Source organism: Klebsiella sp. w6 (assembly GCF_033100215.1).
Taxonomy (GTDB): Bacteria; Pseudomonadota; Gammaproteobacteria; order Enterobacterales; family Enterobacteriaceae; genus Klebsiella; species Klebsiella variicola.
In genome coordinates, this window is sequence record NZ_CP136907.1 from 4,085,410 (window position 1) to 4,099,449 (window position 14,040).

At 59.6% G+C, this 14,040-nt stretch carries 12 protein-coding genes; 8 read left to right on the forward strand and 4 right to left on the reverse strand.

Annotated features, from left to right (window positions below; all coding sequences use genetic code 11):
• Nucleotides 1-6: 6 nt before the first annotated feature.
• Together R0140_RS20110 and fes are read right to left on the reverse strand one after the other, a co-directional pair.
• Nucleotides 7-210: an MbtH family protein gene (locus R0140_RS20110; protein ID WP_004178967.1), complete on the reverse strand. Its 204-nt coding sequence runs from the start codon at nucleotides 208-210 to the stop codon at nucleotides 7-9.
• A 27-nt stretch (nucleotides 211-237) separates the two neighbouring features.
• Nucleotides 238-1,446, reverse strand: a complete 1,209-nt coding sequence (gene fes / locus R0140_RS20115; RefSeq protein WP_049153665.1) for an enterochelin esterase — start codon at nucleotides 1,444-1,446, stop codon at nucleotides 238-240.
• Nucleotides 1,447-1,705: 259 nt separating this feature from the next.
• Between fes and fepA the strand changes: the two genes are divergently transcribed.
• A complete protein-coding gene (gene fepA / locus R0140_RS20120) occupies nucleotides 1,706-3,934 on the forward strand; it encodes a siderophore enterobactin receptor FepA (RefSeq protein WP_022065110.1) in 2,229 nt (742 codons plus the stop codon).
• Between the two features lie 66 nt (nucleotides 3,935-4,000).
• A complete protein-coding gene (gene entD / locus R0140_RS20125) occupies nucleotides 4,001-4,630 on the forward strand; it encodes an enterobactin synthase subunit EntD (protein WP_046882448.1) in 630 nt (209 codons plus the stop codon).
• A 34-nt stretch (nucleotides 4,631-4,664) separates the two neighbouring features.
• Here the strand turns inward: entD and R0140_RS20130 are convergent, their stop codons facing one another.
• Complete coding sequence (locus R0140_RS20130) at nucleotides 4,665-5,600, reverse strand: transketolase family protein (RefSeq protein ID WP_046622438.1); 936 nt, start codon at nucleotides 5,598-5,600, stop codon at nucleotides 4,665-4,667.
• Nucleotides 5,593-6,423: a transketolase gene (locus R0140_RS20135; protein ID WP_008805574.1), complete on the reverse strand. Its 831-nt coding sequence runs from the start codon at nucleotides 6,421-6,423 to the stop codon at nucleotides 5,593-5,595. Before R0140_RS20135 ends, R0140_RS20130 begins: the two co-directional genes overlap by 8 nt.
• A 374-nt stretch (nucleotides 6,424-6,797) precedes the next feature.
• On the opposite strand from R0140_RS20135, the gene R0140_RS20140 reads away from it, so the two are divergent.
• The 6 genes from R0140_RS20140 to R0140_RS20165 all read left to right on the forward strand — a co-directional run bounded on the left by R0140_RS20140 (nucleotide 6,798) and on the right by R0140_RS20165 (nucleotide 14,008).
• A complete protein-coding gene (locus R0140_RS20140; RefSeq protein WP_002893602.1) occupies nucleotides 6,798-7,748 on the forward strand; it encodes a sugar-binding transcriptional regulator in 951 nt (316 codons plus the stop codon).
• A gap of 349 nt (nucleotides 7,749-8,097) precedes the next feature.
• Nucleotides 8,098-9,618: an FGGY family carbohydrate kinase gene (locus tag R0140_RS20145; protein ID WP_008805573.1), complete on the forward strand. Its 1,521-nt coding sequence runs from the start codon at nucleotides 8,098-8,100 to the stop codon at nucleotides 9,616-9,618.
• 159 nt (nucleotides 9,619-9,777) lie between these two features.
• Nucleotides 9,778-10,713, forward strand: a complete 936-nt coding sequence (locus R0140_RS20150) for a D-ribose ABC transporter substrate-binding protein (RefSeq protein WP_004176926.1) — start codon at nucleotides 9,778-9,780, stop codon at nucleotides 10,711-10,713.
• Between the two features lie 43 nt (nucleotides 10,714-10,756).
• Nucleotides 10,757-11,377, forward strand: a complete 621-nt coding sequence (locus R0140_RS20155; RefSeq protein ID WP_004176927.1) for a DUF2291 family protein — start codon at nucleotides 10,757-10,759, stop codon at nucleotides 11,375-11,377.
• A 1-nt stretch (nucleotide 11,378) separates the two neighbouring features.
• A complete protein-coding gene (locus tag R0140_RS20160) occupies nucleotides 11,379-12,923 on the forward strand; it encodes a sugar ABC transporter ATP-binding protein (protein WP_032734935.1) in 1,545 nt (514 codons plus the stop codon).
• Nucleotides 12,924-12,940: 17 nt separating this feature from the next.
• The gene (locus tag R0140_RS20165; protein ID WP_044649621.1) at nucleotides 12,941-14,008 is read left to right on the forward strand and encodes an ABC transporter permease; all 1,068 of its coding nucleotides are present in this window, start codon (nucleotides 12,941-12,943) and stop codon (nucleotides 14,006-14,008) included.
• The last annotated feature ends 32 nt before the right edge of the window (nucleotides 14,009-14,040 follow it).

Genomic DNA, 14,040 nt, shown 5'->3' on the forward strand with positions numbered 1-14,040 from the left:
AGCTCCTTATGACGCATGATGGGCGGGGGTCAGGGTTGACCAGTTGGCCGCCAGCCAGGCGTTGCAGGCCTCGGCCGACTGCGGGGGGCACACCACCGCCCAGCCGGCAGGCAGGTCGCAGTGCGCCGGCCACAGGCTGTACTGCTGCTGATCATTGCGCAGAATGTAAAACTGCCCTTGCGGATTGTCGAAGGGGTTACTGAATTGCATATCAAACTCCTGTCGTAAAGCGCGGTGCTAAGGGTGCGACAGCAGAGGCTGCCAGAGCTGGATAAGCCCTGCCGTCAGCCCGCCGCGCCAGCAAAGCGCATCATGCCCGCCGTCAACCTGACGCCAGAAAATCGTCTGCTGTGTCGTAGTGAGTTGCGCCAACAGCGCCTGGTTGGCGCGAAAAATAATCGGTTCACGCTGGCCCGCTTCCAGCCAGATGCGCAGCCCGGCCGCGGACACCTCACCCTGGCGAAGCTGTTCGCCGATAAAGCCCGTCCCGCAGCCATCGCGATGCGGCCACCAGTACGAGCCTGACTGGCTGAGTACGCAGCCAAAGCGCTGCGGCCAGTTGAGGGCGGCGAACATCGCCGCCAGGCCGCCGAAGCTTTGCCCGGCCACCACTGTCCGCTCCGGGCGGTCGCTGAACGGGGCATGGCCGCGGATCAGCGGCAGGAGCTCCTCCTGCACCGCCAGCCAGAAATCGCGGTGACAGGGCAGCTCAACCCCGCGGCGCTGGTTGTCGATCGCATCGATCAGCAGGTAGACCGCCGGCGGCAGACTCCCCTCGTTGGTCAGCGCGGCCAGCGGCGACCACACCGGCATGCTCTCGGCCCAGAACTGGCCGTCGAGCAGGATCGCCAGGGGCCGCGTTTGCGGGTCGACGGCCTCGCCGGTGGTGTAGATCCAGACCCGGCGATGGTTGCCCAGACGCGCGCTGCGCCACTCAAGGCATCGGGCGGGAGGATGCGCCTCATTAAACTGGTCCCAGCCGGGCTGCACGGGCGCCTGCGGCATCTCCAGGGCCGACACGCCATGGCCGCGTCCGCCCTGCCAGCTGTGCGGGTTCAGCGGATCGGCTATCGCCCGCGGCAGCAGTTTGCGCCAGCCTTCGCGCAGCAGCGCGCGGTCGGGCGCGTCAGCGCTGAACACCTCAGGGGAAAAATCATCGTCACGGTCGGAGGGAATAAAACAGTAGCTACCGCGCCAGGTCGGCGACAGGGTGGTTCGCCAGGACCAGGCGTCGGTCCCGGGCAGACGCGTCAGCGATTGCGGCCGCGCATTCTGATGGTGGTCGGTCACCCCGGTGATATAGAGCCATACCCGACGGCGCGGAGAGTGCGTTTCATCCCCCGCCGGATCCCGCCACCAGAACGTCACCTCGATGGCGTCATCCACTGCGCGGCACTGCGGCCCCTGCAGGGTTTGCCACCACTCCTCGCTTCCTGTCCTTAACATTCTGTCATTAACCCTATGTATAGCGTGACTTTTTTAATTAATTGTAATTCTTTATTGATAATATTATTGATAACTATTTGCATTTGCAATAGCGTATTAGCGCGCCGTGGGAAGCGCGTCTTTCACAAAACATGTCGAAGAGAGCTTATTCAGTTAGCGACGGAGTGCCTTTGCCCTCTTCCGGCAACATTTATGCCGCCTCCCCTCCCGGTGGGAAGGGGCGTTTGGGGAACGTGGCGACTAAAGAGCAGGAATAACAATGAATAACAGGATCAAATCCCTGGCCTTGCTGGTCAATCTGGGAATTTACGGGGTTGCTTTTCCGTTAAGCGCAGCGGAAACCGCCACCGACGATAAAAACAGCGCTGCTGAAGAGACCATGGTGGTCACCGCCGCCGAGCAGAATCTGCAGGCGCCGGGCGTCTCCACCATCACCGCCGATGAGATCCGCAAACGCCCGCCGGCGCGCGACGTCTCGGAGATCATTCGCACCATGCCGGGGGTCAACCTGACCGGCAACTCCACCAGCGGCCAGCGCGGCAATAACCGCCAGATTGATATCCGCGGCATGGGTCCGGAAAACACCCTGATCCTGATCGATGGCAAGCCGGTCACCAGCCGCAATTCCGTGCGCCTTGGCTGGCGCGGCGAGCGCGACACCCGCGGCGACACCAGCTGGGTGCCGCCGGAGATGATCGAACGCATCGAAGTAATTCGCGGCCCGGCCGCCGCCCGCTACGGCAACGGCGCCGCCGGCGGGGTGGTGAATATCATCACCAAAAAAACCGGCGATGAGTGGCACGGCTCATGGAACACCTATATGAACGCCCCGGAGCACAAGGATGAAGGCTCCACCAAACGCACTAACTTCAGCCTCAGCGGCCCGCTGGGCGGCGATTTCAGCTTCCGTCTGTTCGGTAACCTCGACAAAACGCAGGCCGACGCCTGGGATATCAACCAGGGTCATCAGTCCGAACGTACCGGGATCTATGCCGATACCCTGCCTGCAGGGCGCGAAGGGGTACAAAATAAAAACATCGATGGTCTGGTGCGCTGGGAATTCGCCCCGATGCAGTCGCTGGAGTTTGAAGCCGGCTACAGCCGCCAGGGCAACCTCTACGCCGGCGACACCCAGAACACCAACTCCAACGACCTGGTGAAAGAGAACTACGGTAAAGAGACCAACCGTCTGTACCGCAACACCTACTCGGTCACCTGGAACGGCGCCTGGGACAACGGGGTGACCACCAGCAACTGGGCGCAGTACGAACGCACCCGCAACTCGCGCAAAGGCGAAGGCCTGGCCGGGGGCACCGAGGGGATCTTTAACAGCAACCAGTTCACGGATATCGATCTGGCGGATGTGATGCTGCACAGCGAAGTCAGCATCCCGTTCGACTATCTGGTTAATCAGAACCTGACGCTGGGCAGCGAGTGGAACCAGCAGCGGATGAAGGATAACGCCTCCAATACCCAGGCGCTGTCGGGCGGCACCATCCCGGGCTACGACAGCACTGGCCGCAGCCCGTACTCGCAGGCGGAAATCTTCTCGCTGTTCGCTGAGAACAACATGGAGCTGACCGACACCACCATGCTGACCCCGGCGCTGCGTTTCGATCACCACAGCATCGTCGGCAATAACTGGAGCCCATCCCTCAACCTGTCGCAGGGCCTGTGGGACGACTTTACGCTGAAGATGGGCATCGCCCGCGCCTATAAAGCGCCGAGCCTGTATCAGACCAACCCGAACTACATTCTCTACAGTAAAGGCCAGGGCTGCTACGCCAGTAAAGACGGCTGCTATCTGCAGGGGAATGAAGATTTAAAAGCCGAGACCAGCATCAACAAAGAGATTGGCCTCGAGTTTAAACGCGACGGCTGGCTGGCGGGCGTCACCTGGTTCCGCAACGACTACCGCAACAAAATTGAAGCGGGCTATGCCCCGGTCTATCAAAACAATAAAGGTACCGATCTCTACCAGTGGGAAAACGTGCCGAAAGCGGTGGTGGAAGGCCTGGAGGGGACGTTGAACGTGCCGGTGAGCGAGACCGTGAACTGGACCAACAACATCACCTATATGCTGCAGAGTAAGAACAAAGAGACCGGCGATCGTCTGTCGATTATCCCGGAATACACGCTGAACTCCACCCTGAGCTGGCAGGTTCGCGATGACGTTTCGCTGCAGTCGACCTTCACCTGGTACGGCAAGCAGGAGCCGAAGAAGTACAACTACAAGGGTCAACCGGTTACCGGCAGCGAGAAGAACGAGGTCAGCCCTTACAGCATCCTCGGCCTGAGCGCGACCTGGGACGTTACCAAATATGTCAGTCTGACCGGCGGCGTGGATAACGTCTTCGACAAGCGCCACTGGCGCGCGGGCAACGCCCAGACCACCGGGGGCGCCACCGGCACAATGTACGGTGCCGGCGCCGAGACCTATAACGAATCGGGCCGCACCTGGTATATGAGCGTCAACACCCACTTCTGATAGCGGCTTCTCCCTCCCCCGCCCTTGCTGGACAAAGGGCGGGGCCAACCGCGGTAACCTTACCCTATGCGCCACCATCACACCGCTTTGCCGCTGGCCGGCTATACCATCCAGCAGGTCGAATTCGACCCGGCGACTTTCCAGCCTGAAGATCTGTTCTGGCTGCCCTATCACGCCAGCCTGAGCGGCTGGGGCCGCAAGCGGCAGGCGGAGCACCTGGCCGGACGCATCGCCGCGGTGTACGCCCTGCGCGAGGTGGGGGAGAAACAGCCTCCCGCCATCGGCGACCAGCGCCAGCCGCTGTGGCCCACGCCCTGGTTCGGTAGCATCAGCCACTGCGCCCAGCGCGCGCTGGCGGTGATCGCCGATCGGCCGGTGGGCGTCGATATTGAGCGCCGGTTTACCCCCCAGATGGCGGCGGAGCTGGAGGACAGCATTATCAGTCCGACGGAAAAAACAGCGCTGCTGCGCAGCGAATTGCCCTACCCGCTGGCGCTGACGCTGGCGTTTTCGGCAAAAGAGAGTGGGTTTAAGGCGACGCCTGCGGCAAATCAGCGCGCGCTGGGGTTCGCCGATTTTCAGATCGTGGACATAACGGCAAGCACCTTAGCGCTTAAGTTTGCGGAGCAACGCTATCCCTTGCACTGGATAGCGTCGGAGGATCAGGTCATCACGCTTTGTGCATTGCAGCAGTAAACGCCCGCGCTTCACGCAACGGGCGTTCAGGCCATCAGTCTCTTTTTTGCACCAGGGCAACGATGGCGGCGGCATCAAACCCGTGGTACTGGCGCATCCAGCCGCGATCGGCGGCGGCGGCGTACTCCCCGTCCGGGATCCCCAACCGCTGCAGGGCAATGCCCACCCCCGCTTCCGCCAGCACCTCCGCCACCAGGCTGCCCAGCCCGCCGTTGACGTTATGCTCCTCGACGGTGATCACCGAGCCGCACGGCCGGAGCGCCGCCAGCAGCGCCGCGGTATCGCAGGGGCGGATCGACGGCACGCTGACCACTTTCGCCTGGATACCGAGGTCGGCAAGCTGCTGCGCCGCCTCCACCACTTCATGCACCGTCGAACCGGTGGCCACCAGCGCGACGTCCTCGCCTTCGCGCAGGGTCAACACAGCGCCGGGAACAAAGCGATACGACTCGTCAAGCAGCTCCGGCAGCGCCTTGCCATCGAGGCGAATATAGACCGGGCCCTGATAAGCAAGAGCATAGTCGATGATCTGCCGACATTCGCGCGGCGTGGAGGGGGCGAAGATCTGGATATTGCCAAAGCCGCGCATCACCGCCAGATCGTCAATGGCATGGTGGGTGCTGGCCAGCGGGCCGTAGCTGGCTCCAGCGTTAAGGCCGAACAGCTTGACGTTGGTGTTGTTGTAGCAGACATCCACTTTGATTTGCTCATTGGCCCGCGAGATAAGAAACGGCGCGGCGTTACAGGTCACCGCCACTTTGCCGCCCAGCGCCAGACCGGCGGCGGTGCCGACCATGCTCTGCTCAGCGATGCCGACGTTCACCAGCCGACCGGGAAACTGCTTAATAAAGGGGGCGATTTTAGCCGTCGACGTGGAGTCGGCCACCACCGGCACCAGATCGACGCCGTTTTCCACGGCGGCGATAAAGGCCTCGACCATGACGTTAGCCAGGTGTTCTGTATTACTCATCTTTCAGTTCCTCCAGCGCCAGAGCGATCTCTTCGCCTTTCGGCACCCGGTGGTGCCACTCCGGGCGCCCCTGGATAAAGGAGATCCCCGCGCCTTTCGTGGTGTTGGCAATAATAACGTTCGGTTTACCGTTCTGCTGTAGCCCCTCGATGGCCGCGACCACCGAGGCCATGTCGTTACCCTGGCATTCGCTGACTTCCATACCGAAGGCGCGCCATTTATCGGCCAGCGGATCGGTATTCATGATTTCGCGCGTCGGCCCGGCCAGCTGGAGGTTGTTCTTATCATTAATAATGACCAGGTTATCCAGACCGTAGTGCGCCGCCGCCAGGGCGGCTTCCCAGTTACTGCCTTCCGCCAGTTCGCCGTCGCCGGTGATCAAAAAAATGCGGCGGGTGCTGTTGCTTTTCTTCGCGGCCAGCGCCAGCCCCACCGCAACAGGCAAACCGTGACCCAGCGCGCCGGTGTTGAGCTCGATGCCCGGCGTTTTCTGCCGCACCGGGTGGCCAGGGAGATGGGAATTGGCATGCTGGTAGGTCTCCAGCCACTCAACCGGGAAGAAACCGGCTTCCGCCAGGACGCAGTAGTAGCACCCCACGGCGTGGCCTTTCGACTGGATGTAGATATCGCGCTGCGGGTCGTCGAGCCGGTCCGGCGCGACGTTAAGAACGCGGAAATAGAGCGCGGTTAACAGTTCGACCTGCGAAAGGTCAGCCCCGGTGTGGCCGCCGGCCGGACTATTGGCGTTTAAGCGCACAATATGGCGCCGCACCGCGCGGGCTTTACGCTCCAGCGTCTGAATATCATATCTGTAGGGATTCATTTCACACCTCTGAATTTATTTTCAGCATGGAATATTTATTCCAGCAAGGACTAAAAAAACCAGATATCCCCATGCCGGGTGGTAAGCCTTCTGCCACAGCGCCCTACTCAGGAACATTCTGCCTCCCGCTCCAGGCGAAGCCCGGATAAACACATTGACTCGAAATCGCCTTGAATATATATTCAATAATGATTCTTTATTCGATTATGGCCTGGCTGTTTTGTTTTTGTCCATAGTCGATTTTGAGGATTGGCAAAAGTTAGACGCCTGTCACACTTAAGTCTGATTTTTTTTCGCGTATGATAAAAGTCACTACGATAATGGCTGCAGCTAACCGCCTGAAGAAAGGCGATAAATGATTTTCGAGGATTAATATGGCTAAGCAGGATGAACAACGGCTATTGGTTAAGATTGCCACGCTTTACTATCTGGAAGGACGAAAGCAGTCTGATATCGCCCAACTTCTCTCGCTGTCTCAGTCATTTGTCTCCCGCGCCATTACCCGCTGCCAGAAAGAAGGCGTCGTCAAGATCAGCGTCGTTCAGCCGTCCAACATCTTTCTGAAGCTCGAAAAAGGGCTTGAGGATCGCTACGGCCTTAAGCAGGCGGTGGTGGTGGATACCGAGGAAGAGGCCAGCGATCATACCATCAAGCGGGCGATTGGCTCCGCTGCCGCCCACTATCTGGAAACCCGGCTGCGGCCAAAAGATCTGATTGGCGTCTCCTCGTGGAGCTCAACCATTCGCGCGATGGTCGATGAAGTTCATGCGCAAAACCTGAAAGCCAGCGGCGTGATCCAGCTGCTCGGCGGCGTCGGGCCAAACGGTAACGTGCAGGCGACGATTCTTACCCAGACCCTCGCCCAGCGCCTGAATTGCGACGCCTGGCTGCTGCCGTCACAGAGCATCGAGGGATCCATGGAGGAGCGCAACCGGCTGCTGGCCAGCAAAGACGTCGCTGACGTGGTGTCGCGCTTTGATGAAGTGGATATCGCCATCGTCGGCATCGGCATTCTCGAACCCTCTCAACTGCTGAAAACCTCCGGTAACTACTATCACGAAGATATGCTGCAGGTGCTGGCGGCGCGCGGCGCGGTGGGTGATATCTGCCTGCACTACTACGACAAAAACGGCCATCCGGTGTTACGCGATGATGAAGATCCGGTGATCGGTATGGCGCTGGAGAAGGTCAAAAAATGCCCGAACGTGGTCGCGCTGGCCGGCGGTACCGATAAAGTCGCGGCCATCAAAGGCGCCCTCACCGGCGGCTACATTGATGTTTTAATCACCGATTATCCTACCGCTCGCATGCTGGTTAGCGACTAACCTGCCGCGCTGCTTTTCCTCTCTGCCGCCCTGACGTGCTTTTTTAGCTTCAGGGCTGGCTCTGTTAATACATTTAAATTCAATCAGTTAATCAACCACTCCAGCCGCCAACTGCCGCTTTCGCCGATCGGCGAAATGTGATTGCCAGCACAATTGATGATTTTTCCGGTAGCCCGTCACCGGGTTTGTGGCTTAAGGTATCAAATAAATAATCACTATCGAATATATATTCAGTGATTAAAAAGATGATAACGAAATGTCACAACATGGCCTGCACAGACGCAGGAGACGGTGGGAGATATTCCTCGTCTTCGCGGTTCCAGGACACCGAGTGACCGAGGAGAGCACGATGCAGGCGACAGCAAAAGAGTTCATCATTGCCCTGGATGAAGGCACCACCAACGCCAAAGCGGTGGTGCTGGATAGCCGGGGCAAAGTTATCGTCAAATTCTCGCAGCCGCTGGCGATCCAAACGCCGCGCGACGGCTGGGTGGAGCAATCGGGCGAAGCGCTGGTTACCGCCTCGCTGGCGGTGATCGCCAGCGCGGTGGCCCACGTTGGCGCGGAAAACGTCGCCGCGCTGGCCATCAGCAACCAGCGGGAAACCGCCATCGGCTGGTATCGCGACAGCGGTGAACCGATTAACGCGGCGATCACCTGGCAATGCACCCGCAGCGCCGCGTTCTGCGATAAGCTGCGTCACGATCGTCAGGAACAGCACATTAAGCGTGCCACCGGCCTGCCAATCGCCCCGCTGTTCTCGGCCTCCAAAATGCGCTGGCTGCTGGATGCGACTGTCGATGGCCACCTGCGCGCCGAACGCGGTGAGATTTGCCTCGGCACCATCGACAGCTGGCTGCTGTGGAATCTGACCGCTGGAGAAGCCTTCTGCTGCGACTACTCCAATGCCGCCCGCACCCAGCTGCTGAACCTGCACCGCGGCGAGTGGGACGACGAGATGCTGACGCTGTTCGGCATTCCGCGCGCGGCGTTGCCGGACATTAAACCGTCGAGCGGCCTCTTCGGCCATACCAAAGGACTGGCCGCCATTCCGGACGGTATTCCGATCATGGCGATGATCGGCGACTCCCACGCGGCACTGTTCGGCCACGCGCTCGGCGAGGCAGGCTGCGTCAAAGCCACCTACGGCACCGGCTCTTCGGTCATGGCCCCGGTCAAATCGGCCCAGTGCGATATCGACGCGCTGGCGACCACTGTCGCCTGGCACGATGGCGACCAGCTGGTGTGGGGCCTGGAAGGGAATATTCCCCACACCGGCGATGCCGTCGCCTGGATGGCGGACAGCACCGGACTGAGCGAACTCTCTGCCGCCGAGCTGGCCCATGAGCTGAATACCCTCCCCGCCTCCGTCGACTCAACCCTCGGGGTCTACTTCGTGCCGGCGCTGACCGGTCTTGGCGCCCCCTGGTGGGACGACAGCGCCCGCGGCGTGATTTGCGGCCTGAGTCGCGGGGTGAAGCGCGCGCATCTGATCCGTGCGGCGCTGGAGTCCATCACCTATCAGATAGCCGACGTGGTGGTAGCGATGCGTCAGCATGAGGAGTTCACCCTGACGGCGTTGATGGTGGACGGCGGGCCGACCAACAATGACTGGCTGATGCAATACCAGGCCGATCTGCTCGGCTGCCCGGTGATGCGCAGCGACGTGCCGGAGCTGTCCGCCATCGGCGCGGCGTTGCTGGCACGCAAAGCGCTCCATCCGGGGTCGACCGCGGATCTGCAGGCCTTCTTAACCGAACACAGCACCTTTCAGCCCGACATGGCCCGCCACCAGCGTTTACAAACGCGCTGGCAGGAGTGGCGCCATGCGGTCGACCGAACATTATGGAAACCGGACTCGCCAGCCTGACCGCCAGACTGCGCGACGACACGCATTCACTTATCACAGGAGAAACCCGGCCCATAACGATATCGCTATCCCCGAATACATCAGGGGAAATTTCAGACCGTAAAAGCCTGCCCACTCAGGGGCTCATTTGTTCGAATATAAAAATACAGGAACAGAGTCATGAAATTACGTATAACCCTTTTAACCGCTGCTACCCTGACCGCCTTCTCCTTTGCCGCGCACGCCGCGGAGAAAGGCACCATTATGATCATGGTCAACTCGCTGGATAACCCGTATTACGCCTCGGAAGCCAAAGGCGCCAGCGAAAAAGCCCAGGCGCTCGGCTATAAAACCACCGTGCTGTCCCATGGCGAAGATGTCAAAAAGCAGAATGAGCTTATCGACACCGCGATTGGTAAAAAAGTGCAGGGCATTATTCTCGATAACGCTGATTCCACCGCCAGCGTCGCCGCCATTGAAAAAGCCAAAAAAGCCGGCATTCCGGTGGTCTTAATTAACCGTGAAATTCCGGTTGATGATGTGGCGCTGGAACAAATTACCCACAATAACTTCCAGGCCGGCTCTGAGGTCGCCAACGTCTTCGTGGAAAAAATGGCGGAGAAAGGCAAATACGCCGAGCTGACCTGCAACCTCGCCGATAATAACTGCGTCACCCGTTCTAAATCTTTCCATCAGGTCATTGACCAGTATCCGGATATGGTCAGCGTGGCGAAACAGGATGCCAAAGGCACCCTGATCGACGGCAAACGCATCATGGACAGCATCCTGCAGGCTCACCCCGACGTGAAAGGCGTCATCTGTGGCAACGGGCCGGTAGCCCTCGGCGCGATTGCGGCGCTGAAAGCAGCCAACCGTAGCGATGTGATCGTCGTCGGCATCGACGGCAGCAACGATGAGCGCGACGCCGTGAAAGCCGGCACCCTGCAGGCAACCGTGATGCTGCAGGCGCAGGCCATCGCCGCTCAGGGCGTCACCGATCTGGATAACTACCTGCAAAAAGGCGAGAAGCCGGCGAAGCAGCGCGTGATGTTCCGCGGCATTCTGATTACCCAGGATAACGCCGATAAAGTCCAGGATTTCAACATTAAGTCCTGAGTTCGGGTGGTTGCGCCCCCGCGGGGGCGCAGAGGAGAGCATTATGTTTAAGAAAACCTGTCTGACGCTGGCCGTACTGGCGCTAGGGGGCTGTCGCATCGTCTCGCAGCAGGAGCTGGCAGACCTGAAATCCCCGCCCAACCCGCATATGGCGAATATGGATAAAACCTGGCAGCAGAGCATCGTACCGCAGGTGGTGACGAAAGCGCGTCCGGCGGCGGAACTGATGAGCGCGCTCAAGGCGGCAAAAGACATTGATAGCGCCTGTAAAACCCTCGGCTACCGTGCGCAGGATGAAAACCCCTGCATCTTCTACGTCAAGGTTTCAGGCACCGTCAGCAAACTCGATACCGCCTCGCGCAGCGGCAAAATGACCCTGTCCGACGCCAGCGTCGGGAAGGTGACGGTGCAGATTGGCCCTACCCTGCGCGGCACCCAGCTGCGCGACGGCTACAGCGGCGCCAGCTATCAGGACTTTAATGACCAGGTGCTGTTCGGCGAGTACAGCAAGAATATCAACAGTCAGGCGGTCAAAATGATTCAGACAGCCAACGTCAAAACCGGCGATAGCGTGGAGGTGTACGGCGTCTTCTCTGCCTGGGATATTCCGCAAACTCTCCCGGAAATTACCCCGGCGAAAATCATTCATGCGGGGGGACAATAATATGGCGCCGCACGATCTCGTCGCTCCCCAGCCCGTTGAGTCCGAAGTGATTATCGAAACCCGCGGCCTGTCGCGCGTCTATCCCGGCGTAACCGCCCTGGATAATGTTAATTACCGGGTCTATCGAAATAAGGTCAACGTGCTGATCGGAGAAAATGGTGCGGGTAAATCCACCATGATGAAAATGCTTGCCGGTGTGGAAACGCCCTCTTCCGGGCAAATTATTCTCGATGGCGAAGCGGTTTCATTACATTCGACGCATCAGGCAGAAAAACTGGGCATCAGTATTATTTTTCAGGAACTGAATTTATTCCCCAATATGAATGTGATGGACAACATCTTCATGGCGAATGAATTCTTTCAGAAAGGACGCATTAACGAAAAATACCAGTACGCGCTGGCCAAATCGCTGCTGGAACGGCTGGAGCTGGATGTCGATCCTTATGCTCCGCTGGGTGAACTCGGTATCGGCCACCAGCAGTTAGTCGAGATTGCCCGCGCCCTGTCGAAAGACACCCGCGTGCTGATCATGGACGAACCCACCTCGGCGCTGAGCCAGTCTGAGGTCAAAGTGCTGTTCAAAGTGATCGCGCAGCTTAAACGCCGCGGCGTGACCATCATCTATATCTCGCATCGCCTCGAAGAGCTGATGGAGATTGGCGACAACATCACCATTTTCCGCGACGGTCGTTTTATCAGCGAGCGTCACGTCAGCGACGCCAGCGTTCCGTGGATCATCGAGCAGATGGTCGGTGATAAGAAAAAACACTTTGATTATCAACCGGCGCCGAAAGGCGACGCAGTGCTTGACGTCAAAGGGCTGACCGCGCTGCATCCGAGCGGCGGCTACAAACTTAATGACGTCACCTTCACCCTCAGCAAAGGCGAAGTGATCGGTATTTACGGCCTGCTGGGCGCCGGGCGCACCGAGCTGTTTAAAGGTCTGGTGGGCTTGATGCCCTGCCAGCGCGGCGAGGTGCATCTTAACGGCGAAAGCATCGGCAAATCTCGCTTTCAACAGCGCCTGAAAAAGGGGCTGGCGCTGGTGCCGGAGGACCGTCAGGGCGAAGGCGTGGTGCAGATGATGTCGATTCAGGCCAACATGACGCTCTCTGATTTCAGCCTGCAGGGGTTCCGCCGCGCCTGGCGCTGGTTGAACCCGCAGAAAGAAGAGTCCTGCGTGAAAGAGATGATCCAGCAGCTGGCGATCAAGGTCAGCGACGCCACATTGCCCATCACCTCGCTGAGCGGCGGCAATCAACAAAAAGTGGTGCTGGGTAAAGCGCTGATGACCCAGCCGCAGGTGGTGTTCCTCGACGAACCGACGCGCGGCATCGACGTCGGCGCGAAAACCGACGTCTATCACCTGATCGGCAAAATGGCTCAGCAGGGGCTGGCGGTGATGTTCTCATCTTCGGAGCTGGATGAGGTGATGGCCCTTGCCGACCGCATCCTGGTGATGGCCGATGGCCGCATTACCGCCGATCTACCGCGTCACGCGGTGACCCGCGAACAGTTAATCGCGGCTTCAACACCTCAAGATTAATCAGGCTGGAATCCATCATGAACCAGAAATATATGATTTATATGTACCTGCTGAAGGCCCGCACCTTTATCGCCCTCCTGCTGGTGATCGCGTTCTTCAGCGTGATGGTACCCAACTTCCTGACCGCCTCTAACCTGCTGATCATGACCCAGCACGTGGCGATCACCGGCCTGCTGGCCATCGGCATGACGCTGGTCATTCTCACCGGCGGCATTGACCTGTCCGTCGGCGCGGTGGCGGGGATCTGCGGCATGGTGGCGGGCGCGCTGCTGACCAACGGCCTGCCGCTGTGGAACGGCGATGTTATTTTCTTTAACGTCCCGGAGGTGATCCTCTGCGTGGCGATCTTCGGCGTGCTGGTCGGTCTGGTCAACGGCGCGGTGATCACCCGCTTCGGCGTGGCGCCGTTTATCTGCACCTTAGGCATGATGTACGTCGCCCGCGGCTCCGCGCTGCTGTTTAACGACGGGAGCACCTACCCGAATCTCAACGGCATGGAAGCGCTGGGCAACACCGGTTTCGCCACCCTCGGCTCCGGCACCCTGCTCGGCGTCTATCTGCCGATCTGGCTGATGATCGGCTTCCTCGTGCTGGGCTACTGGCTGACCACCAAAACGCCGCTTGGCCGCTACATCTACGCCATCGGCGGCAACGAATCCGCCGCCCGCCTCGCCGGCGTGCCGATCGTGAAAGCGAAAATATTCGTCTATGCCTTCTCCGGCCTGTGCGCGGCGTTTGTCGGCCTGATCGTCGCATCACAGCTGCAAACCGCACACCCGATGACCGGCAACATGTTTGAGATGGACGCCATCGGCGCCACCGTGCTCGGCGGCACTGCGCTGGCCGGCGGCCGCGGCCGGGTAACCGGGTCAATTATCGGCGCCTTCGTCATCGTCTTCCTTGCCGACGGCATGGTGATGATGGGCGTTAGCGACTTCTGGCAGATGGTGATTAAAGGCGTGGTGATCGTCACCGCTGTGGTCGTCGACCAGTTCCAGCAGAAGCTGCAGAGCAAGGTCATCCTGATGCGCCGCCACGAGGAGAAACTGGCCGCCATCCCCCCCAACGGCGCCACCTCCAGCTAACCGGCAACGATTCACATCTTCCGCCGGGCCTG